The organism is Halorubellus litoreus (assembly GCF_055378595.1).
This window is the reverse complement of record NZ_AP043835.1, coordinates 295,796-321,772: the sequence shown is the minus strand read 5'-3', so window position 1 is coordinate 321,772 and position 25,977 is coordinate 295,796. Positions and strand designations below refer to the sequence as shown.

General features: G+C 65.7%; 23 protein-coding genes. 10 read left to right on the top strand and 13 right to left on the bottom strand.

Going from position 1 to position 25,977, the window contains the following annotated elements; all coding sequences use genetic code 11:
• Nucleotide 1: 1 nt before the first annotated feature.
• A complete protein-coding gene (locus ACZ48X_RS04080) occupies nucleotides 2–1,159 on the bottom strand; it encodes an FAD-dependent oxidoreductase (RefSeq protein WP_336351954.1) in 1,158 nt (385 codons plus the stop codon).
• A 494-nt stretch (nucleotides 1,160–1,653) separates the two neighbouring features.
• Here ACZ48X_RS04080 and ACZ48X_RS04075 point away from each other — a divergent pair, with 494 nt between their 5' ends.
• Together ACZ48X_RS04075 and ACZ48X_RS04070 are read left to right on the top strand one after the other, a co-directional pair.
• Nucleotides 1,654–2,037: an ArsR/SmtB family transcription factor gene (locus ACZ48X_RS04075; RefSeq protein ID WP_336351955.1), complete on the top strand. Its 384-nt coding sequence runs from the start codon at nucleotides 1,654–1,656 to the stop codon at nucleotides 2,035–2,037.
• Between the two features lie 81 nt (nucleotides 2,038–2,118).
• Nucleotides 2,119–2,343 (top strand): DUF7511 domain-containing protein, encoded by a 225-nt coding sequence (locus tag ACZ48X_RS04070; RefSeq protein ID WP_336351956.1) that lies wholly within the window; start codon nucleotides 2,119–2,121, stop codon nucleotides 2,341–2,343.
• Between the two features lie 402 nt (nucleotides 2,344–2,745).
• Here ACZ48X_RS04070 and ACZ48X_RS04065 read toward each other — a convergent pair whose 3' ends face one another.
• Nucleotides 2,746–3,156: an ArsR/SmtB family transcription factor gene (locus ACZ48X_RS04065; RefSeq protein ID WP_336351667.1), complete on the bottom strand. Its 411-nt coding sequence runs from the start codon at nucleotides 3,154–3,156 to the stop codon at nucleotides 2,746–2,748.
• A 219-nt stretch (nucleotides 3,157–3,375) separates the two neighbouring features.
• On the opposite strand from ACZ48X_RS04065, the gene ACZ48X_RS04060 reads away from it, so the two are divergent.
• The 3 genes from ACZ48X_RS04060 (at nucleotide 3,376) to ACZ48X_RS04050 (ending at nucleotide 6,327) form a co-directional block, all read left to right on the top strand.
• Nucleotides 3,376–4,272, top strand: coding sequence for a metallophosphoesterase family protein (locus tag ACZ48X_RS04060; protein WP_336351668.1), 897 nt, complete (start codon nucleotides 3,376–3,378; stop codon nucleotides 4,270–4,272).
• Between the two features lie 556 nt (nucleotides 4,273–4,828).
• A complete protein-coding gene (locus ACZ48X_RS04055) occupies nucleotides 4,829–5,722 on the top strand; it encodes a ParA family protein (RefSeq protein ID WP_336351669.1) in 894 nt (297 codons plus the stop codon).
• Between the two features lie 2 nt (nucleotides 5,723–5,724).
• On the top strand, nucleotides 5,725–6,327 hold the full coding sequence (locus ACZ48X_RS04050) for a DUF7970 domain-containing protein (protein WP_336351670.1): 603 nt from the start codon (nucleotides 5,725–5,727) through the stop codon (nucleotides 6,325–6,327).
• 142 nt (nucleotides 6,328–6,469) lie between these two features.
• Here the strand turns inward: ACZ48X_RS04050 and ACZ48X_RS04045 are convergent, their stop codons facing one another.
• Nucleotides 6,470–7,234 (bottom strand): pirin family protein, encoded by a 765-nt coding sequence (locus ACZ48X_RS04045; RefSeq protein ID WP_336351671.1) that lies wholly within the window; start codon nucleotides 7,232–7,234, stop codon nucleotides 6,470–6,472.
• A gap of 176 nt (nucleotides 7,235–7,410) precedes the next feature.
• Between ACZ48X_RS04045 and ACZ48X_RS04040 the strand changes: the two genes are divergently transcribed.
• Nucleotides 7,411–8,556, top strand: coding sequence for an oxidoreductase (locus ACZ48X_RS04040; RefSeq protein WP_379762807.1), 1,146 nt, complete (start codon nucleotides 7,411–7,413; stop codon nucleotides 8,554–8,556).
• Nucleotides 8,557–9,257: 701 nt separating this feature from the next.
• On the opposite strand, the gene ACZ48X_RS04035 is transcribed toward ACZ48X_RS04040, so the two are convergent.
• From ACZ48X_RS04035 to ACZ48X_RS04015, 5 genes are all read right to left on the bottom strand, one after another.
• A complete protein-coding gene (locus ACZ48X_RS04035; protein WP_336351673.1) occupies nucleotides 9,258–10,925 on the bottom strand; it encodes a thiamine pyrophosphate-binding protein in 1,668 nt (555 codons plus the stop codon).
• A gap of 137 nt (nucleotides 10,926–11,062) precedes the next feature.
• Nucleotides 11,063–11,545 (bottom strand): metal-sulfur cluster assembly factor, encoded by a 483-nt coding sequence (locus tag ACZ48X_RS04030; protein ID WP_336351674.1) that lies wholly within the window; start codon nucleotides 11,543–11,545, stop codon nucleotides 11,063–11,065.
• Nucleotides 11,542–12,615: an amidohydrolase family protein gene (locus ACZ48X_RS04025; RefSeq protein ID WP_336351675.1), complete on the bottom strand. Its 1,074-nt coding sequence runs from the start codon at nucleotides 12,613–12,615 to the stop codon at nucleotides 11,542–11,544. Before ACZ48X_RS04025 ends, ACZ48X_RS04030 begins: the two co-directional genes overlap by 4 nt.
• 137 nt (nucleotides 12,616–12,752) lie before the next feature.
• Nucleotides 12,753–13,574 carry an enoyl-CoA hydratase/isomerase family protein gene (locus tag ACZ48X_RS04020; RefSeq protein ID WP_336351676.1) on the bottom strand — a complete coding sequence of 274 codons (822 nt, stop codon included), beginning with the start codon at nucleotides 13,572–13,574 and terminating at the stop codon, nucleotides 12,753–12,755.
• 60 nt (nucleotides 13,575–13,634) lie between these two features.
• A complete protein-coding gene (locus ACZ48X_RS04015) occupies nucleotides 13,635–14,918 on the bottom strand; it encodes an MFS transporter (RefSeq protein ID WP_336351677.1) in 1,284 nt (427 codons plus the stop codon).
• A 221-nt stretch (nucleotides 14,919–15,139) separates the two neighbouring features.
• On the opposite strand from ACZ48X_RS04015, the gene ACZ48X_RS04010 reads away from it, so the two are divergent.
• Nucleotides 15,140–15,925, top strand: coding sequence for an IclR family transcriptional regulator (locus ACZ48X_RS04010; protein ID WP_336351678.1), 786 nt, complete (start codon nucleotides 15,140–15,142; stop codon nucleotides 15,923–15,925).
• Nucleotides 15,926–15,961: 36 nt separating this feature from the next.
• Here ACZ48X_RS04010 and ACZ48X_RS04005 read toward each other — a convergent pair whose 3' ends face one another.
• The 5 genes from ACZ48X_RS04005 to ACZ48X_RS03985 all read right to left on the bottom strand — a co-directional run bounded on the left by ACZ48X_RS04005 (nucleotide 15,962) and on the right by ACZ48X_RS03985 (nucleotide 20,796).
• The gene (locus ACZ48X_RS04005) at nucleotides 15,962–16,687 is read right to left on the bottom strand and encodes an ABC transporter ATP-binding protein (RefSeq protein WP_336351679.1); all 726 of its coding nucleotides are present in this window, start codon (nucleotides 16,685–16,687) and stop codon (nucleotides 15,962–15,964) included.
• Nucleotides 16,687–17,394 carry an ABC transporter ATP-binding protein gene (locus ACZ48X_RS04000; protein WP_336351680.1) on the bottom strand — a complete coding sequence of 236 codons (708 nt, stop codon included), beginning with the start codon at nucleotides 17,392–17,394 and terminating at the stop codon, nucleotides 16,687–16,689. Before ACZ48X_RS04000 ends, ACZ48X_RS04005 begins: the two co-directional genes overlap by 1 nt.
• Nucleotides 17,395–17,632: 238 nt before the next feature.
• A complete protein-coding gene (locus tag ACZ48X_RS03995) occupies nucleotides 17,633–18,604 on the bottom strand; it encodes a branched-chain amino acid ABC transporter permease (protein WP_336351681.1) in 972 nt (323 codons plus the stop codon).
• Entirely contained in the window at nucleotides 18,597–19,475 is an 879-nt protein-coding gene (locus tag ACZ48X_RS03990; RefSeq protein ID WP_336351682.1) for a branched-chain amino acid ABC transporter permease, read from the bottom strand. The genes ACZ48X_RS03995 and ACZ48X_RS03990 overlap by 8 nt, the downstream gene beginning before the upstream one ends.
• Before the next feature lie 10 nt (nucleotides 19,476–19,485).
• On the bottom strand, nucleotides 19,486–20,796 hold the full coding sequence (locus tag ACZ48X_RS03985) for an ABC transporter substrate-binding protein (protein WP_336351683.1): 1,311 nt from the start codon (nucleotides 20,794–20,796) through the stop codon (nucleotides 19,486–19,488).
• Nucleotides 20,797–21,723: 927 nt separating this feature from the next.
• Here ACZ48X_RS03985 and ACZ48X_RS03980 point away from each other — a divergent pair.
• From ACZ48X_RS03980 to ACZ48X_RS03970, 3 genes are all read left to right on the top strand, one after another.
• Nucleotides 21,724–22,755: an NAD(P)-dependent oxidoreductase gene (locus ACZ48X_RS03980; protein ID WP_336351684.1), complete on the top strand. Its 1,032-nt coding sequence runs from the start codon at nucleotides 21,724–21,726 to the stop codon at nucleotides 22,753–22,755.
• 57 nt (nucleotides 22,756–22,812) lie between these two features.
• Entirely contained in the window at nucleotides 22,813–24,516 is a 1,704-nt protein-coding gene (locus tag ACZ48X_RS03975) for an AMP-binding protein (RefSeq protein ID WP_336351685.1), read from the top strand.
• A gap of 201 nt (nucleotides 24,517–24,717) precedes the next feature.
• The gene (locus ACZ48X_RS03970) at nucleotides 24,718–25,971 is read left to right on the top strand and encodes an acyl-CoA dehydrogenase family protein (RefSeq protein WP_336351686.1); all 1,254 of its coding nucleotides are present in this window, start codon (nucleotides 24,718–24,720) and stop codon (nucleotides 25,969–25,971) included.
• Nucleotides 25,972–25,977: the final 6 nt, after the last annotated feature.

The window sequence follows — 25,977 nt, the reverse complement described above, 5'->3', positions numbered from 1 at the left end:
GTCACGCGCGGTCCGACGACGAGCCGAGGAACCGGTGGAGTGCGTGCGTCCGACGGACCGTGACAGCCTCGGTCGTCGGCTCCCCTCGCGGCATCTCGGTGGGTGAGCTCGCGGACTGGCGGTGTCGTGCCCGTCGATGGTGGGTGGCGACGGCTCGGCGGCGGGCGGTGGCGTAGGCCCCGATGGTGGCGGTCGTCGAGTGCTCGTGTCGGGCGAGTTCGGAGACGAACGCGACCGCGTCCCGGACGCCGAGCGAGAACCCGCTCCCGATAGCCGGTGCGAGCGGCATCGCCGCCTCCCCGCACCGAGCGATGCGGCCCGCACCCCAGACACCCGACTGCAACTCGTCGGCGCCCAGCCGGACCTGCTGGACGCGCGTCGACTCGCCGGACCGCACCACTTCCTCCACGACCTCGGGGTCGACGCCTGCGGCCGCCTCGAACGCCGGATGCGATGTGAGCCCGGTCGCGTCACCGCGGTTCGTCGTGACCCGCACCCACGACTCCGAGGCCGTCCCGTCGGGAATGACCTGGGCGAGCGCACCCGGCGCCCAGACCTCCCTCAGTACCTGCGATGCACTTTCTTCGCGGTCACAGCGCCCCACGTACTGGACGTAGTTCCGCGTGGGAACCGTCTCGGGAGCGCGGTCCTCGAGCGCCGGCGTGGCGGTCGTATCGACCACCGCGTCGAACGTCTCCCGGACGCCGTCCGCGAACGCGACCTCGATGCCATCTCCCGTCGTCGTGACGCCCCGGATCGAGCGGTCGGTTCGCGCTCGCTCGAGTGGCCACTCGACCGCGAGCGCCCGTCGCAGTTCCGTCGCGTCTATCACGCTCCCGGCCGCCGTCGTCGTTCGTTCCGTGGTCGACACCAACCGCCCCGTGCCAGCCGCCCACGTCTCGGGATGCGTCGCTTGGACGGAGTCGATGCGTGTCCCGCGGTCGCGGACGTGACTCGCCACGTCGAGCGCTTCGAGCGTGCGCATGGCGTTCGACGCCACCCGGACGACCACCGGTGGCGAGCGCTGCCTGTCGCTGACTGCCAGCACCGGCTCGTACCCGCATCGCTGTAGCATCGCCGTCACCGTCCGACCGACGAGTCCATCGCCCACCACGAGCACCTGCCGCTCGGGCCCTCGACCGAGGACGTCGTCACTCACCGTCCACGGTGGCACCGTCCCATCACCCCCGTCACCGGGTCCCGCTCACGCGCCACCACGTTCTCGGGGTCGAACGCTCCAGTCCCCGAGGTCGGCTCGAACGCCGCGCCGTCCGACTCCGCGCACGCTGTCGCACTCGCACTCACGGCTGACTGGCTTGGAGTGCTCGCCCGGTTCGGACTGATTGGCGACCTGTTCGACCCATGGCGGCCGGTCTGAGCTGGGGCAGTCGGACACCCGACTTTGGGACGGGGAGTGGGTCCGGTGGCGGCGTCGTCGGTCTCCGTCATCACCTCCGCAGTTCGCGTGCAGGTCACCTAAGCGACCGCGCGCTGTTTCACCCACCGCAACACGCGCCACCAGCGAACGGAGTCCCGACGCCACCCGGAGTGGGAGACGACGCAATACATCTAGCCCGAAGTGGTCGGCGACACGACGCTGATTGACAGCAGGGATAGGGGGGTCGCTTCCGACAGTCCCAATCGAGACGAACCATGGCATCTGATCACCCTCCATTCCCGGACGCCACACCCGACCAGTCCGCTCCACCAGTCGACGTCCTGACGCTGCTCGCCGCTGACCACACCCAGAAAATCCTGGGCCACATCCACGACTCGCCCACCCCGGCACGCGCGGTCGTCGAGGTCTGCGACGCCTCTCGTACGACCGTCTACCGACGCCTGAACCGACTCGTCGACGCCGGCCTCGTCGACACCCGGATGACATTGGACCCCGACGGCCACCACCGCACCGTCTTCGAGACCACCATCGACGAGATCACGCTCGACTTGACCGACGACGGCTACGCGCTCGACGTCCACACCGACTGCTCGAACGTCGACTCCCCCTCGACGCCCCACCCCCAGCCGAGCGACTGACGACGCGACACGCACCGTTCGGCCAGTCGAATCACTCGCGACGACGACCACCCAACTCGCACCACCACACCCCAGGAACGCATGAACCAGAACGACGACGCGGACACCACCCCCCGCGACCAACAGCCGACCGAGGACCACCACTCCACAGCCACGGACACCGCAGCCCCCGCACTCGAAGTGCTCCGCGACCCCGAATCCGGACGAGTGACGTTCACCATTCGAGACTGCGACGACTCCCAGAAACTCACCGAGTGGATAACCATCGACAGCGAACACGTCGTCCACCCCGACGACATGCAGTAGTACTCAAGGGCGTACCGGAAGATTCGGGTCTCCTGAAACCCTCAGACGATGACAACAGGTGCGTGTTAAATTCGGAGCGTGAGTTCAGCACGACGAACAGGTTCTATCCACGGACGACGGTCTGAAACCACTGTTCAGTAGGGATGCGAGTTGAACACCGGTCGCAGCCGGGCATACGCCGAGCGCAGCGAGGCGTTTCACCGCCGGAGCCGTCGAAGACGGCGGAGGCGGCCTTTTTCACCCATGTTTTTGCCGCGAGCGGTTCGCGCGGAGCGCGAACCCGAGCGGGAAAAAGATGGTCTGTCTCTACCACTTCGGAGCGCCGTGGTCGGGAGGGTTCTTGTGGCCGCTTCGTGCGCTGCATTCAGCACGGCTCCACCAACCGATCAGGACGGTGCCGAGTCAGTCGCCGACGGTCGACGTCGGCCCTGAGAGATCGAGGAGGTCGATGGCAGTGCGAGTCTGCTCGGTCTGGGCGGCGTCACCGCCGACGACGACGAGGGGGCCGTTGCTAGGTGCGTAGACGTCCATCTCGTTGCCCTTCTCGGAGTACCACTGGTCGACGACGGTGACGAGGCCCGCATTGTGGAGCTTGTCGACGTGGTACGTGACGTTCTGGATGGACGTCTCCACGCGGTCCGCGAGCTCGGATTGGGTGCCCGGCGATTCGTAGAGTTCGTTCAGAATCGAGCGGGCGGTATTGGACGACAGTGCCGCGAACACCGCGCTCGTATCGGTCTCCTCGAGCCCGACCACCTCGGGCTCGGTTGCCTCAGCGTCGGTCGGCACGTCCTGGGGCACCAGCTGGCTCATGTCTCGAGACACGAACGCTACCCGCTCAAGCGCTCTCACTATACGCATGGCCGTGCGGCGACGGTGAGGCTAGATAGATAGCCTCAGCGTCGAATTCGCAGGTTGAGAGGATGAGCGCGGCCTTCCAGAGCGCGTTCCGCCCCATCGCCATCGGAGAGCGAGTGGCGGGATGGCATACACCCGGTAGGCTCATGTCGACGTGTGTGGTGGATTGCAAGCATGCGGCTGCTCGTCTGCAACGACCTGCACCTGAAACCCGATGCGAGCGACCACGACGTCGACGCCATGTCGGTTCCCGACGGCCTCGACGCCGTGCTCGTCGTCGGCGACCTCACGCACCGAGACGGCCCCGACGACGTCCGGCTCGCGCGCGAGTTCGTCGAGCAGTTCGACACGGAGTGTCCGGTCTTCTACGTCCCGGGGAATCACGACCACGCGCCGATGCCGACCAAGGTCGTCGACGAGGTACCCACCGCCCAGTCCGGCCACGAAGCGATCCTCGAACTCGAGGGCCTGACCGTCGTCGGCTGGGGCTGCGAGCAGCGGTCGCTCACGGACGCGCTCGACCAGACCGAGTTCCCCGCTATCGACGCCCGGACCTCACCACGCGGCGAGCGCCGGTACGCGGCCGACCAGGCCGCCGCCGACATCGAAGCCGCCTGTTACGACGTCGTCACCGGCACCGAAACAGTGGCTGGCGTCGCCGAGCGACTGGGCATCGAGTCGGAGAATCACGGCGCGTTTCACCGTGCACTCGACGATATCGCGGAGACCTATAACTCACTCAGCGAACTCCTCGATGGCCGGAGGGACGTGCTATTGGCGTCCCATCTGTCGCCGTTCAACACGTCGTTCGACCGGCATCACTCCAAGGGGACGCGCGAGGAGGACCTCGAGGAACTCCACACCGGGTCGATCGCGCTCAAGCTCGCCGTGCGAACCCACGACGTCTACGGGACCGTCACCGGGCATTCCCACGCGTTCGGCTACGATACCGGCGGCGAGGACGGCGGCCGACCACACTACCTCAATCTCGGATATCGTGGGATGAGCGTGGTCGACGTCGACCCCGATGCAGGCGTGTTCTCGTTCACGCATCCCGACGCTATCCGCTGATACGTCGGAGCGTCGCGGTGTCGGTGCTGTGCGGTTGCCGTGTCGAGGCTGGTTTTGTTCCAGGTCGTCGTCCGTGGGACCGAGTTTGTTTGTGGCGACCGAGTGTCTCTGGCGCGTGCGGTCGTGCTGTCGCCGACTTCGATCATCTAGCTCCAATACCCCAACCAATTACAACCAGCCGTTTGCAACAGCCGTTTGAATCAGACGTTTGCAACAAAAGCAGGTGATAGCTGGAGTCTGCTCCAAAGCGGCCACGACAGCTTGCATCGCCGGTAGCTGCACGTTCCGCCGTTTCGTTCCTATCCAGCGTTCGAATCGTCCGTTCGAGTCATATGCGTGAATCAATCGCCGAAAACAACCGATTGAAGCACTTGCCACAAACTATTAGCACAAACCACCGATACAAACAGCGAGGACAAACAGCTGTTTGAAACAATTGAGCCAAACAACCGTTTGTACCGACTGTTACAAACAGCTATTGCAAGTAATTGGTTGCAGCAATTGGTTGGTTCGACTGAGTGAATTATTTGTAGCAGTAGTTTGTAACAGGTAGCAAATGCTCCCGTATACCGTCTACAGCGAAGCCGGCGGCGTCGGCAAGACGACGCTCGCCGCGAACCTCGCGGTCGCCCACGCCCGCGCGGGCCTCGACGTGCTCGTCATCCCGCTCGACCCGCAGGACGGCGACCTCAGTCACCTCTTCGACATCGACCACGACCGCGCCGACGCCGACGCGGATCACATCGTCCGCCACCTCGTCGAACGCGAGAAGGGGCCCTTCGACGAGCTCATCCACCACGACATCGACCACCCGGGCGTCGACATCATCCCCGAGCACAACATGCTCGACGACCTGGAGGACGTCCTCCAGCGCGAGGCCGACTCCCGGTCGGACTTCGGCGAGAGCTTCCCGAAGTACACCCAGCTCCTGCGGGTGCTTCGCGAGAACGAGGTGAACGAGGAGTACGACGTCGTGATCATGGACCCCCAGGCGTCCCCCGGTGCGGGCGTCTACAACGCCATCGCCGCCAGCGGGAACCTCGTCCTTCCCATCGAGCCGAGCGCGAAAGGCCAGGCGTCCGTGAACGGCCTGGAGGACCTCGTCAGTGGCCTCAGCGAGCAACTCGAGATCGGCGTCGGCGTCCTTGCCGCCGTGCCGAATGGGTTCAGCGGGACGAACGACCAGACAGAGATCCTCGAAGCGGTGCGCGAACTCGGGTACGACGTGCCGGTGGTGTTCCGGCAGCGGAGTTCGCTCTTCGAGGGCTGCTGGCGCCAGAACTGTAGCGCGTTCACGTACGTTCGCGAGCATCGGGACCGCCAGCGGGACCACGAGATGGATACGCTCGCGAAGTTCGACGAGCTCGCCCGGCACATCGAACGGCAGGGCGGCATCGAGGCGCCGAACCCGCCGGAGCCGGGTGAGATAGAGGAGCTCGCGGAGGTGTGACGATGGGGGGCATGAAATCCGGGACTGGTGACGTCTGGGGGAGCGACGACGAAGACGAGGATGAGTCCGTCGAGGACGCCGACGTGGCGGACGCCTCGACGGAGCGTGGTGCAGGTGAACGAGACGCCGAGGAGCGTGACGGAGAACCGGTCGCAGCGGATAGCAATGCATCGACGGACGCGCCGAGCGCGTCGTCGTCGGGCGATTCCGGGGAATCACGTTCGAAGACCACGGCCACCTCGGAAAATGATATAGCGACATCCAGTTCATCGAGGGGCGAGAGCGCCAGCGAGGGCACCACCGAGGGCACCAGCAAGGACACCACCGAGGGCACCAGCAAGGACACCACCGAGAGCGGACAGCCGTACGTGGTGCGGCGGATGCTCAAGGACAAGTCCGTGCAGTTCGAGCGCGACGAACGCCTCACGTTCTTCGTGCACGACGACGTCAAGACCGGCGAGCAGGAACTCGAAGCAGAGACTCAGGGTCGCTTCGGTCGCGACATCCCCGTCTTCGACATCCGCGAAGCCGTCTACCGCGCCGCCCTCCAGAACCGCGAGGACGTCATCAGCGAACTCGAGTCGATGGGCTACACCCGCGACTAGCAGCCCTGTTGTACGTTGGCGACGCCCTCGAACCGAGACCCCGTTCAGTATCCTGGTTCGATGCGGTCGACGAGACTATCGAAGATAAGTTCGAACCTCAATTCCGGATCGAGACCGCGTGATGGCGGCACCGAGTCGTCGGTCAGCGCCCGATGGTGCCCTGCCGCGTGATGGGGGCGTCGGGGTTGATGGTGAACGCGACGATGGTGGCGTCCTCGGTGGCGGTGACCGAGTGGTCCCGGGCGTCGGTGACGAGCGCGCTCTCGGTGTACCCCACGGGCTCGCCGTCGACCTCGACGGCACCGTCGAACACGTAGAGGTAGGTGTGCCAGCCGGGTCGCGACGGGAGTCTGGTCGAGGTACCTGCGTCGAGTCGACAGTCGTGGAGCTCGACGTCGTTGCGGACGTAAAGCGGTGCGTCGGTGCCTTCGGGGCCGAACAGGTGCCGCCATTCGCCGGCGACCGGGTCGGGGATCGGCTCGTGCTGGATGTTCGGTTCGAGGTCGAGCGTGTGCGGGCGGACGAATATCTGGAGCATCCGTAGCGGCGGGTCGTCGGCGAGCGTCTCCTCGGCGTGCCAGAACCCGCTCCCGGCGCCCATCACCATGAGGTGCTCGGGGTCGGTGACGAGGTCGTTGCCGTGGCGGTCGTCGTGCCGCATCACGCCCGCAGGGACCCACGAGATGATCTCCTCGTTGCGGTGCTGATGCATCCGTATCAGGGTCCCGGGGTCCATGAAGGACTCGACGACGGTTGCCAGAGGGCCGTACCCGTGGTCGTCGTGTCCCGGGAGGACGCGGCCGGGGAAGTTGAAGTGGATGCGGAACTGGCCCTGGTGCTGGGAGATATCCGTCCGTGGCGCCGTGTGCAGCCCCGACAGGGCCCCGGTGCGAGAAGCGTCGTCCATGGGGTCGGTACGGGGTGGACTCGTATGGCACCTCGCCTCCCGGCGAAGTCGTGTCAGTGCGCACGGACCCGGCCCGCGATGGAGCACGTCCCGTTCGCGTGGAGGTGCACTGACACGGAGCGCAAGCAGTGGCTTCGGCGGCGATGGGGGTGAGTGGCGTCTGAATCCGAGCGATTATTCGGGGTGGGCTCGTAGTTCGGCGTAACGTGCTATTCGATTCGACGTCTCTTGGGAAGTTGCAGTTCGATAACCGGGTCGGTCTGGCGCCGATGACGCGGGTGAGTGCGACCGAGGACGGCCGGGCGACCGAGCGGATGGCCCGATACTACGCGAAGTTCGCGGAAGGCGGGTTCTCGTTCCTCGTGACCGAGGGCGTCTACACGGACGACGCCTACAGCAAGGGGTACCGGAAGCAGCCCGGACTCGTCACGGACGACCACGTCGACGCGTGGACGGGGGTCACCGACGCCGTCCACGACGAGGGCGGCGCGATCTTCGCGCAGTTGATGCACAGCGGCGCCCAGAACCAGGGGATTCCATCGAGTGCCGAGCAACACACCATCGCGCCGTCGGCGGTCCAGCCCGAGGGCGAGAAGAACGAGGCGTACGGTGGCGACGGCTCGTACCCGAAGCCGAAGCAGGCGACCAAGGCGGACCTGGAGACGGCGCGCGAGGGGTTCGTCGCGTCGGCCCAGAACGCCGCCGAGGCCGGGTTCGACGGCGTGGAGTTGCACGCCGCGAACGGCTACCTCCTCAACGAGTTCCTCTCGGACAAGATGAACCGGCGCGACGACGAGTACGGCGGCGGGCCGGAGAACCGCGTGCGGTATCCCGCCGAGGTCGTCTCGGCCGTCGCCGACGCGGTGCCGGAGGACTTCGTGGTCGGCGTGCGGGTGTCGCAGTCGATGGTGACGGACTACGGCTACGTGTGGCCCGAGGGCGAGGAGGCGGCGGCGGTGTTCTTCGAGGCGCTCTCGGACGCTGGCGCGGACTACGTCCATACGACCGAGCGGTACGCCACGGAACCGACGTTCGGCGAGGACGGGCCGTCGCTGGCGGAGGCTGCCGTGGAGTACGTCACGGACGACACGGTCGTCATCGCCAACGGGTCCCTCGGGACGCCCGAGGCGGCGCGCAAGGTGCTCGCGGACGGCGCCGACCTCCTGACGCTCGGGACGAGCGCGCTCGCCAACCCGGACTGGCCGACGCGCGTCGCTGCAGGCGAGGCGCTCGCGGAGTTCGACCGGTCGACGCTGCTCAAACCGAAGGCCACCATCGGCGACGAGGAACTCTCGGTCGACGCGTCACCGTTCGACGACTGAATCGTTCACGCTTCACGGGGTTCGACGGTCCTTCTACGCAGGGTGACTGACCGCGTGTTCGGACTCCTGTTAAGCTCCAGTGAGTACCGGTGTATAACCGCCTGAGTGACATTTTATTGCTGTCCACACTAACGTGGTGGATCCCTCGAGGTCGGAGGCAGAGCCGATGGGATGTGGTTTTCGAATGGTCCGCACCATCGACGGATACGGCGACGTCGGTGAGACCCTGTCACTCCGTGCGGTCACGAAGGGACAGCACGGAGCGTGGCGTCGATAGCTCGAAGAGCGCCGTGCTGGAGGGGTTGGTTGGTGTAGGGATCGAGGGGCGCGTACCGCCAGTGGCACCGGGCGTTGACGCGAACACAGTGTCGTCGAAAGTGTTCTGGTTCGGGTCCACGTCGCTGTCAGGCTGTAGATCGGGTTGCTGCATCCAGTCGTGAGCCGGCGTTCGACTTCGCCCACCGTTCCGTGACAATATTCTGTACTGTGTTTAGATATGGTAATTCTGTGCGAGGAGGTTGGATGCCGATCTGAATCACGGACCCCTGGCCGTCCGTTCTTGCTCCACCCTGGTCGACCCACTCGATAGGTTCGCCTTGGCGTGATTGTCGGCGATTCTGTGTTCGGTCCGAACGGAACAGCGCCTGGTTCCGCGATCGACGCCCTTTCGGAGGTATCCGCTGGAGGTGGGAGTCGGTGTGTCAGTCCCAGCGTCGGTGTCTGACCTCGCGGTCGATCTTGCAGTCGAGGACAACTGGGGCGTCGGGGCGGTGGCTGATGCTGTCGAGGGCGTCGTCGAGGTCGTCGAGGGTGGTGACGGTGTGGCTCTGCGCGCCGAACGCGGTTGCGACGGCGGTGAAGTCGGGTGCGGGGACGATTCCCGAGTCGGTGTGGCCGCCTTTGCCGTGTAGTTGTGCGTATTCGGCGCCGAGCGCGTCGTCGTTCATGGCGACGAGGACGAGTGGGGCGTCGTGGCGGACGGCGGTCTCGAGTGCTTGAATGGACATCATGAGGCCGCCGTCGCCGCAGAACGCGACGGTGGTCTCGGCGTCGGTGGCGGCGAGTGCGGTGCCGATACCGGCGGGGAGGCCGAGGCCGATGGAGCCGAACTGGATTGGCCAGACGAGCGAGTCGGGGTCGGGGACGGTGATGCCGTCGAACACCCAGTACGCGAAGTGACCGGCGCCGACGACGACGTTGCGGTCGGCTGGGAGTGCGTCGTCGAGTCTGGGGAGGAGGTCGCGGGGGTCCATGCGTCCAGGGGTCTGTGGGTAGTCGCGGTCCGGGAACCGTGGGGCGTCGGCGATGCGACGGCGGAGATTCTGTGTCCAGAACGTCTCGGAGAAGTCGACGTCTAGCTCGGCGAGTGCGGTCTCGAATCGGTCGACGGTGAGGCGAGCGTCGCCGGGGATGGCGACGTCGACTGGCGTGTGCTTCCCGATGTGGCTGGGGTCGGCGTCGATGTGCGCGATGGTGGCGTCGTCCGCGAAGACGTGGCCGTCGTCGGTGGTGTAGTCGGTGAGGCTCGCGCCGACCGCTAGGACGAAGTCGCTCTCGACGACGAGTTCGTTCGCGAGCGGCGCGCCGATGTTCCCGACGAACCCGGGCGCGTAAGGGTGGTCGTCGAACGGTCCCTGGCCGCGGAGGGTGGTGGCGATGATGGCGCCCATGCGTTCGGCGAGCGTTTCGATGGCGTCGACGGCGTTCGCGGTGTACGCGCCGCGGCCGGCGAGGATGGTCGGTGGGTTCGTCGCGCCGGAGTCCAGGTACGCGTCGACGAGGGCGTCGACGTGCCCGGGGTCGGGAGCGAGCGGCGGCGCGGCGGTGCGTTCGCGTTCCCCGGGTGCGGGCGTCGTCGGCCAGTCTCCGTGGCCGACCGTGGCCTCGATGACGTCCCAGGCGATCTGGACGGCGATGGGGCCGTGGCCAGCCCGGAGGTCGTGGAAGGCGTCGTCCAGCGTCTCGACGACGGCGTCTGTGTCGCGGACGCTCCTGGCGTCGCCGACGGTCGCCTCGAGGAAGGACTGTTGACTGAACCCTTTGAGGTCGCTCGTGGCGGTCGTCGGCGTCTCGGCTGTGACGACGAGCAGGGGTGAGTCCTGTTTGGCGGCGGTGACGAGCGCGGTGCCGGTCTGGGCGAGTGCTGGCCCGCGGCCGACGACGGCGACGGCGACCTCGTTCGTGGTCTGCGCGTAGCCGTCCGCCATCGCTATCGCGAGCTGTTCGTGCCGGCACTCCACGACCTCGACGTCGTCGTACGTGGCCTGGATACCGGACGTGATGTCCATCACGTCTTCGGAGAGCAGCGTGAACACGGTGTCGACGCCCTGGGTGTGGAGGTACTCGCCGATACCGTCAGCGACGTGCATCTGACTCCCTCCTCGTCGCGGTCGGTTCGCTCAGAGACAGCATTCGTTGAGTGTGTGTCCCACACACGCTTAACGTTTGTAGTGCGGACGGGGGGCGAGAGCGGGTCGACCCCGTGTGGGTTTTGCGGGAGTCTCGCTCATTCGCTTTCGGACGAGTCACGATAGAGTGCCTTCTTTCGGTGTCGTTCCACGTACGCCTGGCGGACCTCGTCGCGGCGACGCTTCGCGGCGTCGGTCATCATCGTCTCGGTCCACTCGAACCCGTTGTCGGTGCGGACGTCGACGGTGTCGACGCCTTGGAGGTCGCCGACGTGGGTCTCGATCGCTTCGTGGAAGTACGCGACCATGTCACAGGCCGGTGTCGTCAGCATCAGGTCGACTATCACGTGGTCGCCTGCAACCTGGATGTCGTCGACGAGCCCCATCTCGACGACGTCGAGGTTCGACCCGTTCGCGCCACTGCACGGGTCGACGACCGCCCGGAGCGCCGCTTCGACGCGGGCAACGCGTGGCCTCTCGCTGCCGTCGAAGTCCGCGACCACCTCGATCGGGTCCTCCACGTCGACGGTAGAGGAATCGTTCGCGCCACCCCCGCCGTTGCGGTCGTCGAGCGTCGTCATGCGTCCACCTTCTCGAACGTCGTCGTCGAATACGGCTCCTCGGGGGCGCCGCGGTCGGCGAACTCGTCGTCGGCCTGCGCCGCCTGGATCGCGTCTATGTCGAGGCCGTGTGCGTCGGCGAGGTTCTCGCCGAGCATCTTCCGCTTGTCCTCGTCCGTGATCTGGTAGGTACCGCCCATCCACTCCATCTCCGGGAAGTCGAAGTTCCAGAACGCCTCCAGGAGGAGTTGCGGGTGGAACTGCGGGACGCCGCTCCCCCACATGATCTTCTCGATTGACTTCTTCCCGCCCATCCAGAGCAGGTCTCGCATCGTCTCGACGAACGAGTTCGGCGAGAGCGCCGCCTCGATGGCCGTAATCTCGAGGTTGACGTAGATGTTCGGGTGGAAGGCCAGTTGCGTGCCGGCCTCCTCGGCGAACGTCAGGCCGCCGTGGACGATCTCGAAGTTCAGGTCCGGGAAGCTCGACGCGGCCTCGTCGACGTCCTCGATGCGGTACGGGTCCATCGGGACGGAGCCGAGCGGCACCGACTTGTGGACGGCGATGACGTCGAGCCCGAGATCGGCGGCGTGCTCCCAGAGCGGGAACGCGAGGTCGGCGTCGTTCATCCTGAAGTCGCGGAGGCTGTCGCCCTCCCAGTAGGACGGGTAGACCTTCACGCCATTCGGGTCGAACTCCTCGACCTGCCGCGTGAGTTCGGCCTTCGGGTCCTCCATCCCGAAGAGGTCGACGCTCGCCATCGCACCCGTCCGTGTGGGGTGTGCGTCGTGGAACGCCCTGGCCTTGTCGAGGCCTGTGAGACCGTCGTGGAACACGGATATCGTCTGTGGGTGGAAGACGGTGTAGTCGACCTGGCTCTCGCGGAACAGCATGTTCGCGGAGTCCTCGGCGCTCATGTCCGTCTTCACGGACTCGGCGGTGCGTCGGTAGTCGACGGGCATCGAGGATTCGAGTGCAGCGATGTTGTCCGCGAGTTTCTCTGCGTGTCGTTCGATTCGGAAGTTCGATGGATGGAGGTTGTAGGCGTGCGACACACCGTCGGCTACGAACACCTCGTCCAGAGAGGCCATGCAAGAGACTCACAGGCAATGTGCATAAACCTTGACCCGGGCATACCAATCGCCGTGCACATCGCAGGCATACGTAGCCAACAGGTCGCTCGCCGACATACAGCCAACTGGTCACTCGCCGACACACGGTCGGCAGGTCAGTCGTCGTCATCGCGGGCGGACGGAAATTCGGGGTCGCGGTCCTCGATTATCGCCCGCACGCCCTCGGTGTGGTCGGGGTTGCTCGCCGCCATCGCCTCCAGCGCGTTCGCCTCGCCGCGGAACTGCGTCATCGAGAACTCCACCCACCGGTTCAGGACGAGCTTCGTGTACTGGATGGCGTACTGGGGGCCGCTCGCGAGCTTGTCGATCATCTCGTCGACCTTCGCGTCGAGCTCGTCGTGTGGAACGACGTGGTTGACGAGCCCGTACTCCTTGGCCTCCTCGGCGTCCAGCAGTTCGCCGGTCATGAGGAGTTCCTTGGCCTTGTAGAGGCTCATCGAGTGCGGCCAGAGGATGCTCGTCGTCGGGACCGACAGGCCGACGTTGACGTGCGTCGTCCCGATTCGGGCCTCCTCGCTCGCGATGATGATGTCGCCGAACCCCGCTATGACCGCGCCACCGCCCGCGGCGACGCCGTTCAGGCGGACGATGAGTGGCTGTCTGAGGTCGAGGATGCTCCGGTAGAGGAAGTCGCCGGGTTCGTTGTTCCACCAGTCGTGGGGGTCCTCGCGCTCGTCCTCCCAGTCGTCGAAGTCGCCGCCCGCGGAGAACGCCTTCCCGTTCCCGGTGAGGACGACGACGCGAGCGTCCGACTGGTTCGCGTCGATGAACGCCGACCGCATCTCCGCCATCAACTGGTGGTTCCACGCGTTGTACTTCTCGGGGCGGTCCATCGCGATGCGGTAGACGTCCGCGACCTGTTCGGCCTGGACGTGCTCGTACTCTCCCTCTACGTACTTCTGGGCGGGTCGAACCATACTGAGTCATCCCGCGATGCGATGTTAACTCTTTGGGAGATAATGACGCACAGGGTGCGTTCAGGCGTCGTCTCCCGGGACAGAGCTCGCTTCGTCGTCCCAAGCCTCGGCGTCGACTGGGGGCGAGCGACTCGCGACGAGGAGACACGCGACGCCGCCGAGGCCACCGACGACTGCGGTGCCGATGCCCGCGAGCCGTATCGCGCCGGTGAACCCGAGCGTCGGCGTCAGGAACGTGATGAGTGCCCCCATCGCGAGCGGCGTCGCGGTGTCCATCACCCGCCCGCCGCTCTCGGCGACGCTGACCAGGCCCGCTCTGAGTGATTCCGGGGCGACGCCCGTCAGGAGGCTCCGGTAGAGCGACAGCACCACGCCGAATCCGAGTCCGAGCGTCGCGATGCCGACGGCAGCGACGGCGAGCCCGGGGGCGTACAGGACCACCAGGAAGCCACCGCCCAGGGAGAGGTTCGCCACGATTAGCGGGACGAGGCGGCTGTCGTAGACGGAGGTGATGCGGCCGGCCTGGCTGGCCGCGGTGGCGAAGCAGACGCTCCCGATACCGGCCAACACGCCGGCCTGGACGGACGTCCCGCCGAGCAGTCGGACGACGATGAGCGAGTTGTAGGTGAGGAACGCGATCCAGACCATCGTCCCGAGGGCGCGGGCGACGACGAACATGAGGACGCGGCGTCGGCGGACGAGCGAGAGCATCTCGCTGGCGTACGCTCGCGCGGACTGCGAGGACTTGCCGACGGCGTCGGACGGTTCCGTGAAGTAACGGTGGACGAGCGCGGCGATGGGGATGGCGAGCGCGTACAGGAGGAACGGGAACTGCCACGCGATGGCGACGAGGACGCCCGCGGCGACGGGGGAGAGCGCAGAGCTGACCCCCGAGCCAGTGAACCGGAAGCCCTGGCCGGCTGCCTCGGTCGTTCCGTCGTAGAGGTCGCCGATGCTGGTGATGATTATCGGGATGAGGCCGCCCCACGCCGTCCCCTGGACGACGCGGAGGACGAGTGCGACCTCGAAGTCGGTCGTGAACGCGATCGCGGCCCCGGTGGTTCCGAAGAGCAGCAGGGAGTAGACGAGGACGCGCTTTCGGCCGATGCGGTCGGCGAGGACGCCCGCGACGACGATCATGACGATAGCGGGTGCGGTGAACGCGGACATCATCAGCCCGATGTTGCCCGGGGTGGCGCCGAGCGGGTCGATGAGGGATTCGAGGATGGCCGCCATGACGGCGACGCCGAGTGGCGCGGTGAGGTTCGCGAGGAGTAGCAACTGGAAGTCGGTCTCGCGAAGGAGGGTTGCCTCCTCGCCGAACAGCGTTCTGAGCGGTTCCACGTACTGTGGATAGTCGGTGCAGTTCGATTAAATACCTATGGTTTCGGCCGTCGGTTGCGAGCGCGGCCCGGCGGACGACCGAAGGGGGTGGTGAGGGACGGCCAGCCGGTGGGTCGCCGTCGCGTGGGCTACTGGCCGGTATCGAACCGGGATACGGTAGCGCCCTGAACGGGCGTTCACGAGACGCAAACGATAAGCCCGATGACGCCCATTGCTAGCGCATGTCGCAGCCAGGCCACATCCGGGGCGAGGGCGGGTCCGACGAGGTCCAGTCGGTGAAGACCATGTTCGACGTCCTCGAAGCCATCCAGGAGAACGGCCCGATGGGCGTCACCGAACTCAGCCGCGAACTGGACATGTCCAAGGGCGGCGTCCATCGCTACCTCAAGACGCTCGTCAGCGAGGGCTACGCGGTCAACGACGACGGCCGGTACGACCTCGGCCTCAGGTTCCTCATGCTCGCCGGGCACGTCCGCCAGAGCTTCCCCCACAACGACCTCATCGAGGAGAAGGTCAAGGAACTCGCGAACGACACCGGCCAGCGCGCGCAGTTCCTCGCCGAACAGCACGGCTACGGCATCTACCTGTACCGCGAGCGCGCCACCCGCGCCGCGAAGTTCGAGGCCGCCATCGGGAAGACCGTCCACCTCCACACGACCGCCGCCGGGAAAGCGATCCTCGCACACATGCCGCGCGAGGAGGTCGAGGCCATCATCGAGCGCCACGGATTGGTCGCGAAGACCGAGAACTCGATCACCGACCGCGAGACGCTGTTCGAATCGCTCGAGGAAGTCCGCGAGCAGGGGTACGCCCTGAACGAGGCCGAACACCTCACTGGACTGCACGCCGTCGGCGTCCCCGTCTTCGACTCCGACGACACAATCCTCGGGGGGATGAGCGTCTCCGGCCCCAGTCACCGCATCAAGGAGCTGATGACCGACGACTCCATCCAGCAGACCATCCTCTCCGTGGCCGAAGAGGTCGAACTCGGCATCAAGTACTCCTGATCAAGCCCAGACGGAATCCGGCCGCCGCGGGCTGGTTCAGACCTCCTGTTCGGACCCGCCGAGGTAGGCGGCACCGAGGTCCTCGTCCTCCAGGAGGCGGCGACTCTCGGCCTCCAGTCTGACGCCGCCGTCGCGGATGACGTACGCGCGGTCGCTGTTCTCCAGGAGCTTCGGGACGTTCTGTTCGATGATGAGCAGCGAGATGTCGCGCTCCTCCTGGATCTGGCGGACCTTCCTGAAGATGTCGTCGACGTACTTCGGCATCAGGCCCGCGCTCGGTTCGTCGAACAGGACGAGGTCGGGCGCGGTGACGAGCGCCCGGGCCACGGCGACCATCTTCTGCTCGCCGCCACTCATCTTGTACACCTTCTGCGACAGTCGCTCCTGGAGCTTCGGGAACAGTTCGAGGAGTGGCTCGACGTTGCGCTCGTACTCGTCGTCGGTGACCGTGAACGCGCCCATGCGGAGGTTCTCCTCGACGGTCATCTTCGGGAAGACGTTGTCGTTCTGGGGGACGTACCCGATACCCTCCTTCACGAGGTCCGAGGACGCGGTACCGCCAATCTCTCGGCCCTGGTAGCGGATCGAGCCGGACCACGGCTCCAGGTAGCCCATGATGGCTTTGAAGATGGTGGACTTACCCGCGCCGTTCGGGCCGACGACGCCGACGATCTCCTCGTCGGCGACCTCGAGGTCGACGCCTTCGAGGACGGGAACGTCGCCGTAGCCCGTGTGGAGGTCCTCGATCTCGAGGAGCGCCATCACATCGCACCTCCGAGGTAGGACTCGACGACGCGTTCGTCGGTCCTGACGTCGGCGGGTTCACCCCTGACGAGGAGTTTCCCTTCCGCCATGACGATGACGTCGTCGCAGAGCGCCGCGATCTCGTCGATCTCGTGGTCGATGAGGAACACGGTGGCTTCCTCCTCGTCGCGGAGTTGTCGGAGGAGTTTCGCGATGTCGCTCACGAGCCCCGGGTTGACGCCGGCGAACGGTTCGTCGAGCATGATGAGGTCGGGTTGGAGCATCAGCGTCCGTGCGATACCGAGGAGGACTTGCTGACCGCCCGAGAGTTCCTCACCGAACGCGTTGCGGTGCTCGTCGAGTTCGACGAGCGAGAGGAGTCTGTCGACCTCCGCGGCGGTGTCGGCCGCGGGGCTCGGGACGACCTCGAGGTTCTCCTGGACGGTCATCTTGTCGAAGATTCGAGCGTGCTGGAACGTCCGACCGATGCCGCGCTGGGCGACCTCGTAGGACTCCAGGCCCGTGATGTCGGTGTCGCGGAATCGGACCGTGCCGCCGTCCGGCCGTATCAGTCCCGTGATGAGGTTGAATGCGGTCGACTTCCCGGCGCCGTTCGGGCCGATCATTCCCGTGATCGAGCCCGCTTCGACGTCCATGGTGAGACCGTCGACTGCGACGACCGCCCCGAATGACTTCTTGAGGCCGTCGACTTCCAGGATGGGCATGTGTGGTATACACACCCACCAGTCACTTAAATTGAACGTATGGGACGTGTCACGTTCGCCACTGAACCGTCACCACCGAGTCCCGGGACACCCGGTCGACCACCAACATGCATCGCTAATCGGCCTGTGAGGGCGTCCGCTATCGGGGCGGGACGATCCGAAAGAAGGAGGTGGGAGACGACAGCACTGGCGGCGGGAATCGAGGCGCCGACCCGGAGTCGTCCGGGCCGGCACCCGCTCAGATCTGGCGTGTTCGAGGCAACACCTCCATGTCTTTGAGTTTGCTGATGATGCCCTCGGGCATCTGGACGATGACGAGGACGAGGAACAACCCGAGCAGTATCAGGTTGAGGTTCGGGAACTCCAGCCAGAGGAGTTCCTGCATGGGGATGAGGACGAGCGCGCCGAGCACCGGCCCCCAGACGGTCCCGATACCGCCGAGGATCGCGATCAGGATCAGCGTGATCGTGATGTCGACGGAGAAGACGGTTCCCGGAAAGACGAACCCGAGGCTCAGCGCGAACGCTCCGCCGGTGAGCGTCGTCAGGAGGCCGTGCACGCAGAACGCCGACATCTTGTACTTCAAGGGGTTCACGCCGACCGCCCGCAGCGCCTCCTCGTCCTCGCGGATCGCGAGCATCCGCAGCCCGAACGTCCGCGTCGCCGTCTCGTAGGTGACGACGATGCTCACGAGCGCGAGCGCCGCGAACAGCAGGTACGTGACAGTCAACGACGTCCCCGAGAGGTTGACACCACCGGATCCGCCGAGGAGGTTGTCCTCGATGAGGATGGCCTCGTGGACGGCCTCCGCGAACAGGAGCGTCCCGATCGCGAAGTAGATGCCGTTCAGTCTGAGGAGAATGAATCCAGTGATGGCGGCGGCGACGACGCCGACGATGGCCGCACCCGCGAGCGCGGCGTACCACGGGAAGTTCATGTGTATCGAGAAGAACACCGTCCCGTACGCGCCGATACCGATGAACATCATCGGCCCGAACGTCGGATAGCCGGTGTACCCGCTCAGGTAGTTCCAGGCCGCGGCGAGCGCGACGAACATGTAGAGGCTGTACAGGACCTTGATCCAGAACGTGTTGACGAGGAAGGTCACGCCCCAGATGAGGAGTGCGCCGACGACGATCGCTGCGTAGAACAGCGTCCGGTCGGTCGGGTTCCCGACCGCGTCCAGGACGGTCTCGGTGGAGCTAGCCATGGCGTGCCTCCGGTTCCCCGAGCAGTCCCTCCGGTCTGACGAGCAGTATCACGGCGACGCTGAGGTAGAGCACGAAGAACATCTCGTGCGACCCGACGTAGAATATGGTGAACACCTCGAACAGCGCGACGACGACGCTCGCTATCATGGTGCCCGCGAGACTCCCCATGCCACCGAGGACGATGATGACGAACAGGAGGAGCAAGATCGGTTGGGCACCGATGGGGGAGATGCTGTACACCATGAGGTACGCGACGCCGGCGATGCCCGCGAGCGTTGCGCCGATACCCATCGTGATGGCGCGGATCTGCTTCGTGTTGATACCGCAGGCTTCGGCGAGGTCGGGCTCCTGGGCGGTCGCGCGGATCGCGCGCCCGTACGTCGACCGGTCGAGGAACACGAGCAGGCCGACACCGAAGACGAGCCCGAGGACGCCGGCGACGAGCCGGTTCAGGCCGACGGTGGCCGTGAGGATCTCGATGGACTCGTTCAGGTACGGGATGGAGCGACTGATGCCAGTGAACTGCTGGAGGAGTGCGCCCTCAAGCATGAGTGCGATCCCGAACGTCAACAGGAGGCTGTATATCTCGTTGTCGCCGATGACGTACTCGACGGCGAGCACGTGCATCAGGTACCCGAGCACGAACATTGCGGGGATGACGGCGAAGATGCTGAGGACGGGGTCGACGCCGAATTCGGTGAACGCGTACCAGCTCATGTAGCCGCCGAGCATCACGAACCCGCCGTGGGCGATGTTGACGACCTCGAGCACCCCGAAGATGAGGGAGAGGCCGAGGGACGCGAGCACGTAGATGCCCGCCAGTAACAGGCCGCTTACGATGAGCGCGAACGTGGTGGTGGCGAGACTCATCAAGTCTCACCTACGGCCAGGGCTTGGGGTACTGGAGGTCCGTCTCTTTGACGTCCTCGGGTGCGACCAGCGGTTTCTCGTTGCCCTGCCACTGGGTCTCCTTCCAGTCGTATCCCTGCTGGATGCCTCTGTCGTTGAACTCGGAGGTCCCCAGGATGGTCTGGACGCTAGAGTCGAGGAGCCACTGGCGGAGCGTGTCGCCGTCCTTGGCGTCGTTCCCGAGGCTGCGAATGGCTTCGCCGAACACCTGGACGGACCCCCATCCCATCGCGGCGTGTTCCGCGAGGTTGAGGTCGGATTGCTCCTGGTACAGGCGCTTGAACTCGTCGTTGCCTTCGAGTTCGACGTTCGCGTTCCAGACGACGGGCACGCACGTCCAGTCGAGGAGTTCCTGCCCGAGTGCGTCCTGGACGTCCTGCACGCCCGCAGTGACGGAGGATACCAGGGTGGGTTCCCAGCTGGAGTTGTTGATGGCGCGCATCTGTGCGATCACGGAGTTCGGGTAGTTGAACGACACCAGCGCGTCTGCGCCCTGTTCTTCGGCGCGGAGGACGAACGAGGAGAAGTCCTGCTGGTCGTTCGAGTGGGTGTCGTTGTACACGATGTTCAGGTCGTGGTCGGGTGCGACCTCGTTCACGAAGTTCCCCTTGCTCTGGCTGGTCCAGTCGAGGTCGACGCCCCAGGTTGCGACGTCGGTGACGCCGGCCTGGTTGAGGAGGCTCGCGGTGGTGTTGCGTGCGAGCGTCGGCTGGAACTGGAACGCGTAGTCGAACGAGCCGTGCATCTCGAAGTTGACGCCCGAGGAGTTGATGATGGGGATGCCGGCGTCCTCGGCGGGGGGTGCGGCGGCGCGCATCATCGGGGAGCTGTACGCGCTGATGATGAAGTCCTTCTCGTCGCTGACGAACCGGCTGGCGAGCCGGTTCGCACGGGCTTCGTCGGACTCGTTGTCCTCTATCTGGAAGTTCACCATGTGGCCGTTGATGCCGCCAGCGTCGTTGACCTTCTTCTCCCAGGCCCTGTAGGACGGGACGAACAGCGAGCCGGCGCCGGAGAAGCGGCCGGAGAGCGGGACCGAGACACCGATGTTGAACTCTTCGGGCTCTTGTTCGGTGGTATCCGTTCCGTCGCCGCCGTTGCCGCCGTTGCCGCCGTTGCCGCCGTCGCCGCCGTCGCCGCCGTCGCCGCCGTCGCCGCCATCACCGTCGTTGCCTTCGTTGATGCCGGTACATCCCGCGAGACCGATCGCGACGCCCGTGCCGCCGATGGTACGGAGTATCGTCCGTCGGTCCGTTCCCTTACTGTGGCTGTGTCTCGTCATACGCTAACCTGACCCATGCCCCCCAAGTATTAAACGTTAAGGTTAGCTCTCGGCCGGCATACATTTTCAGCGTCGCGTGCGCCGGTCGTCGACGGCGCTACCCGGATGGAACTGCGGCGCGCGGTGCGCTTTGGCGGTATCCCTTAGCTCTGGGATGCGAGTACCAGGAAAGCTGACGTTTTACCCCGAACGGACGTTCGCGATGCATGAACACATCGGCCACGATACTTCCGTTACAGCACTATGGGTGTAACGTATGGCAGTCTCTCGACCCTCGACCGGACTCACAGGAAGGGCCAACCGGCTGCAGAGACCGCCCTTCAGGCGCAGGGACGGCAGAGAAGCGCCCTGACGCAGCGATACCGGGTGCAAACAACGAGAGAGCTGTTCGGGTATCGCGAACGGACGCGACCGTCCACGACACAACCACCTTATACGGGACACCACGGTCGAAGGCGTGAAACCTCCGCTAGCGGGTTCTCCACCGGGCCAGGGGCCATCGTTCGCATCTCGTGAACGCAACGGCCTCCTATCGCAGGCCATCCATCTCGCGTCTTCCACTGGCAGCACCTCGGCGCCCGTCGAATCCACGCATCATCAAGGCTTCCTGACAGCAAGCGCCTGGCGACACTCTGTCACTACCTAGCACACCTCGTTCTGGAATCGTGAACCGCTGAGAACCACGACCTCACACCAATCAGCGCCCCAAACACCACCACCGCCGCCGGCGCGCGCACCCAACCCCCGGCCCGCCGAACGCGCTCTCAGCCGACACAGCACCGACGCATCACCACCGGCCCACAACCGCCAACAACTCACAACCGCCACCGACTCACAGCCACCACCCTCACCATCGGTCTATTGCAGCGACACTGATAGCCTGGCAGGCGAACTACTATGCGCGAGCCAACCGAACGCTCCTCCCGGATGCCATCCTATACCGTCTACGTTCCACGGGCAGACGATAGCGTTCCCGAACGCGACTTCCGACGCGGATTGGACCCACTCCTCGACCACCCCGACGTCGAAGTCACCTACTGCCCGGGACGCGACTACGACGCCATCGAACCCGACGAGGTCCCCGGCGCGAACGCCATCATCGCCATCCAGGAACGCGTGACCGCCGACCTCGTCGCAGCACTCCCCACGCTCGAGATCGTCGCCGCGTTCGGTGCCGGTCTCGACCACATCGACGTCCCGGCTTGCACCGAGCACGGCGTGACCGTCGTGAACGCCCCACAGCCCGTCCGGGACGCCGTCGCCCAATCGACGCTCGGGATGCTCCTCTCGTGCGCGAGCAACCTCCACGGGTTCGACGCGCGCATCCGCCGGGACGGCTTCGACGGCCGATACGAGAACATGGGCGTCACGCTCTACGAGAAGACCGTCGGCATCGTCGGAATGGGGCTCATCGGCACGCGCCTCCTCGACCTCCTCGACCCGTTCGACGTCGACGTCCTCGTACACGACCCCTACCTCGAGGAGCGCAACGCGGACCGCCTCGGCGTCGACCGCGTCTCGCTCGACGCGCTCCTGGCGCGCGCGGACTTCGTCTCCCTGCACTGCCCGCTCACGGACGAGACCCGCGGCATGCTCGGCCCGGACGAGTTCGAACGCATGCAGGACACCGCGTACCTCGTCAACGCCGCCCGCGGCGGCCTCTACGCGGACGCGGACCTGACGGCCGCCCTCCGGGCCGGGGAGATAGCGGGCGCCGCGATCGACGTGTTCGAGGACGAACCCGACGTCGACGACAATCCACTGCTGGCCGTGGAGGACTGTCTCCTCACGCCGCACACGTCCGGCCTCCTCATCGAGACGACCACCGAACAGGGGAACCTCGTCAGCGAGTCGATACTCCAACGGTCCCGGGGGGAACCCCCGAACAACATCGTGAATCCGGAAGCCTACGACGGTCCCGTTGCCGGATCCCTGCACTCTCCGACCTACCGGTCGTGAACGGCGAGTTCACCCCTCAGGCGTAGGTTTAAATAACTGGGCGCGGTTTCAGATGCTATGGCCGAGCAGTCCGTCGTAGACCCCCCTGGGCCGCTCAAAGAGCGCACCATCAACGACTTCCTCACCCATCGGGCGACACACCAGGCGACCACTCCCTACGTCATCTACGGGAACGCGGGGCGGACCGTCACCTATCGGGAGATGAACGACGTCGCGAACACCATCGGGCACAACCTACGGGCGCTCGTCGACGGCACCGACCAGCGGAACGTCGCCGTCATGATGCAGAGCCAGCTGCCGATACTCCAGGCGTTCCACGGGATCCTGAAGGCCGGAATGGTGTACGCGCCGGTCCACCACGAGTACAAGGGCGAGAACCTCAGCTACCAGCTCACGGACTCCTCGGCCGCCGTCGTCGTCATCGACGACCGCTACGTCCACCGCCTGAACGAGGTCCAGGCAGACCTCAGGGACGACCTCCGAGTCATCGTGCGGACGACCGACGACGAGAGCGAACCGCTCGCGGACGGGTTCGACCGACTGTCCTTCGACGAACTCACGACGGGACCAACGGCCGAGCCGGACGCGGACGTCGCGTGGGAGGACATCGCGACGATCATCTACACGTCGGGTACGACCGGTCGACCGAAGGGCGTCCTTCACTCGCACCGGCAGGTTCTCGTGTTGTTCGGTGCGCTCAAGGCGACGTTCATGTCCGCCGAGGACATCGTCCACAACAACCTGCCGTTGTTCCACGTCGGCGGCCTGTACGGGAACGTCGTCGCGACGCTACTGGCCGGGGCGACGGTCGTCTGCTGGGACAAGTTCAGCACGAGCGAGTTCTGGAACCGCGTCGACGAGTACGGGGCGACGCGGGCGGTCATCTTCTCGTCGATGATAACGTGGCTCGACAACCAGCCGCGGACGGACACCGACCACCACAACACGCTCAACAAGGTCACGTTCGTCCCGCTCGTCGACGAGTACGAGGCCATCGCGGAACGGTTCGGGTTCGACATCGTCGATACCTACTACGGGCAGACCGAGATCGGATTGAGCGTTGCGGGCGCCATCCGTGCGGCGACGGGCGAGCACGCGACGCCGGCCGAGTACAGGCAGGGACGGTCGCCGGATGCGGTCGTCCGGGCGGCCGAGTCGAAGGGCATCCCAGTGGTCGACGAGGCACCGGGGACGAACTGGGCGGGGAAGCCGGCGAGTCCGGTGGAGGTCGCGCTCCTGAACGAGCACGACGAGCGACTCGGGGCCGGGGAGGTCGGCGAACTCGCCGCCCGTCCGGAGGAGCCGTCGATGATATTCCAGGGGTACGTGAACAGTCCGGCGGAGACGCTCGAGACCTGGGGGAACCTCTGGCATCACACCGGGGACGCGCTCGAACGGGACGCCGACGGTCACTACTACTTCGTGGACCGCATCGACGACGTGATCCGGCGGCGCGGCGAGAACATCGCGACCGCGCAGATCGAGGAGCCCCTGAAGAAGCACGCGTCCATCGAGAACGTCGCCGCGTTCTCGGTGCCGGCGGTCGACGGGGCGGAGGACGAGGTGGCCATCGGCGTCGTGCTCGCCGACGGCGTCGCGCTCGACGAGGCAGCCATCCGTGCCATCGCTGCGGACCGTCTGCCGCGGTTCATGGTGCCGCGGTACGTCGAGATCGTCGACGAGATGCCGAAGACGGACACGGCGAAGATAGAGAAGTACAAGCTCAGGGACCAACTGATAGCGCGAGAGGGCCTCGAGTGAGGGGGTGTCGCGGTCGCGAGTGCGAGACCGCCGAGGCGGCGAGTCGCAGTCCGCGTCGTGCGCGGACCGCTCGTATTGGCATGCGTTGAGAGGCGAGCGGGTTGCGCTGGGACGCGGGGCGGACCTGTCAGGTCCGCGTCTTGTGGTGAGGTATCGCACCCCAACGTATATCGTGATGGTCCCGCAAGTGAAGGTAGAGCTATGAGTGACAGCGCTGCGCAGGGAATGCATTTCGAACCTTCTTCCGAGTACAACATCATTCGGAAGCAGCTGGACGAGTTCATCAAACAAGAGGTCGAACCGCTCGAGGACGAGTACGAGCACTTCCTCGGCGCGGACGGCGAGGAGAACCGGGCGGCGGAGGACGGCCGGATGGACCCGGAGTTCTTCGAGTTGACGAAGGAGATCAGGAAGAAGTCCGCTGAGGCCGGCTACCTGACGATGCACATCCCCGAGGAGGCGGGTGGTGGTGGCGTCAGCACCCTCCACTACTGCATGCTCCTGGACCACGTCTACGACCGGCACCCGGACGGGTTCCACGGGTACGTGCTCGCGCACGGCCCGGAGGGATTCCAGGGTCCGAACCCGTCGCTGATGAGCGCGTACCACGACGAGTACCAGCGCGAGAAGTACTTCGAGCCGATGATGAACGTCGACAAGGAGTTCTCGTTCGCGCTCACCGAACCCGGGCACGGGAGCGACGTGACGTGGATGGACTCCAACGCCGAGCAGGACGGCGACGAGTGGGTTCTCAACGGGTCGAAGTGCTTCATCTCGAACGCGCCGATGGCGGACTTCTTCGTGGTGAGCGTGCGGACGTCCGGCGAGGACGGGAGCGCGTACGGCATCTCGTCGTTCTTCGTCGACGCCGACAATCCCGGTATCGAGGTCGGGAAGTACCAGCACAACATGGGCGAGGCGCTCGCCGAGCACGCGTTCGTGCACCTCGACGACTGTCGGGTGCCCGATAGCCAGATGATCGGCGAGGAGGGGAAGGGGTTCTTCGAGACCGCGATCAACTACGTGGGCGTGGCGCGGTTGACGCTCGCGGCGTTCTGCTGTGGGTACGCGCAGTGGATGTTCGACGCGAGCATCGAGTACGCGGAGGACCGGAAGACGTTCGGCGAGCCCATCGGGTCGAACCAGTTCGTGCAGGGGATGCTCTCCGAGCTCCGTATCGACCTTGAGTTCGTGCGGTGGCTCTACCGGCACGCGGCCTGGAAGATCGATCAGGGCGAGAGCGAGCGGTGGTTGGCGAGTGCCGCGAAGTGGAAGGGGTCGGAGCTCTGGAACGACGCGGCCGACACCGCCGTCCAGATTCACGGTGGCTCCGGCGTCATGGACTCGCTGCCGTTCGCGTACCAGTACAAGAAGTCGCGGGCGCCGCGCATCTACGACGGGACCAACGAGATACAGAAGCGCAACATCGCGCGCCAGTTCCTCGACCTCGACTGAGGGTCG

What these genes read in the sequence shown, in the direction of transcription:
- ACZ48X_RS04075 (WP_336351955.1), top strand. Translation starts at nt 1,654, where the DNA reads ATGGCATCTGATCACCCTCCATTCCCGGACGCCACACCCGACCAGTCC.
- ACZ48X_RS04070 (WP_336351956.1), top strand. Translation starts at nt 2,119, where the DNA reads ATGAACCAGAACGACGACGCGGACACCACCCCCCGCGACCAACAGCCG.
- ACZ48X_RS04065 (WP_336351667.1), bottom strand. Translation starts at nt 3,156, where the DNA reads ATGAGCCAGCTGGTGCCCCAGGACGTGCCGACCGACGCTGAGGCAACC.
- ACZ48X_RS04060 (WP_336351668.1), top strand. Translation starts at nt 3,376, where the DNA reads ATGCGGCTGCTCGTCTGCAACGACCTGCACCTGAAACCCGATGCGAGC.
- ACZ48X_RS04055 (WP_336351669.1), top strand. Translation starts at nt 4,829, where the DNA reads ATGCTCCCGTATACCGTCTACAGCGAAGCCGGCGGCGTCGGCAAGACG.
- ACZ48X_RS04050 (WP_336351670.1), top strand. Translation starts at nt 5,725, where the DNA reads ATGGGGGGCATGAAATCCGGGACTGGTGACGTCTGGGGGAGCGACGAC.
- ACZ48X_RS04045 (WP_336351671.1), bottom strand. Translation starts at nt 7,234, where the DNA reads ATGGACGACGCTTCTCGCACCGGGGCCCTGTCGGGGCTGCACACGGCG.
- ACZ48X_RS04035 (WP_336351673.1), bottom strand. Translation starts at nt 10,925, where the DNA reads ATGCACGTCGCTGACGGTATCGGCGAGTACCTCCACACCCAGGGCGTC.
- ACZ48X_RS04030 (WP_336351674.1), bottom strand. Translation starts at nt 11,545, where the DNA reads ATGACGACGCTCGACGACCGCAACGGCGGGGGTGGCGCGAACGATTCC.
- ACZ48X_RS04025 (WP_336351675.1), bottom strand. Translation starts at nt 12,615, where the DNA reads ATGGCCTCTCTGGACGAGGTGTTCGTAGCCGACGGTGTGTCGCACGCC.
- ACZ48X_RS04020 (WP_336351676.1), bottom strand. Translation starts at nt 13,574, where the DNA reads ATGGTTCGACCCGCCCAGAAGTACGTAGAGGGAGAGTACGAGCACGTC.
- ACZ48X_RS04010 (WP_336351678.1), top strand. Translation starts at nt 15,140, where the DNA reads ATGTCGCAGCCAGGCCACATCCGGGGCGAGGGCGGGTCCGACGAGGTC.
- ACZ48X_RS04005 (WP_336351679.1), bottom strand. Translation starts at nt 16,687, where the DNA reads ATGGCGCTCCTCGAGATCGAGGACCTCCACACGGGCTACGGCGACGTT.
- ACZ48X_RS04000 (WP_336351680.1), bottom strand. Translation starts at nt 17,394, where the DNA reads ATGCCCATCCTGGAAGTCGACGGCCTCAAGAAGTCATTCGGGGCGGTC.
- ACZ48X_RS03995 (WP_336351681.1), bottom strand. Translation starts at nt 18,604, where the DNA reads ATGGCTAGCTCCACCGAGACCGTCCTGGACGCGGTCGGGAACCCGACC.
- ACZ48X_RS03990 (WP_336351682.1), bottom strand. Translation starts at nt 19,475, where the DNA reads ATGAGTCTCGCCACCACCACGTTCGCGCTCATCGTAAGCGGCCTGTTA.
- ACZ48X_RS03985 (WP_336351683.1), bottom strand. Translation starts at nt 20,796, where the DNA reads ATGACGAGACACAGCCACAGTAAGGGAACGGACCGACGGACGATACTC.
- ACZ48X_RS03980 (WP_336351684.1), top strand. Translation starts at nt 21,724, where the DNA reads ATGCCATCCTATACCGTCTACGTTCCACGGGCAGACGATAGCGTTCCC.
- ACZ48X_RS03975 (WP_336351685.1), top strand. Translation starts at nt 22,813, where the DNA reads ATGGCCGAGCAGTCCGTCGTAGACCCCCCTGGGCCGCTCAAAGAGCGC.
- ACZ48X_RS03970 (WP_336351686.1), top strand. Translation starts at nt 24,718, where the DNA reads ATGAGTGACAGCGCTGCGCAGGGAATGCATTTCGAACCTTCTTCCGAG.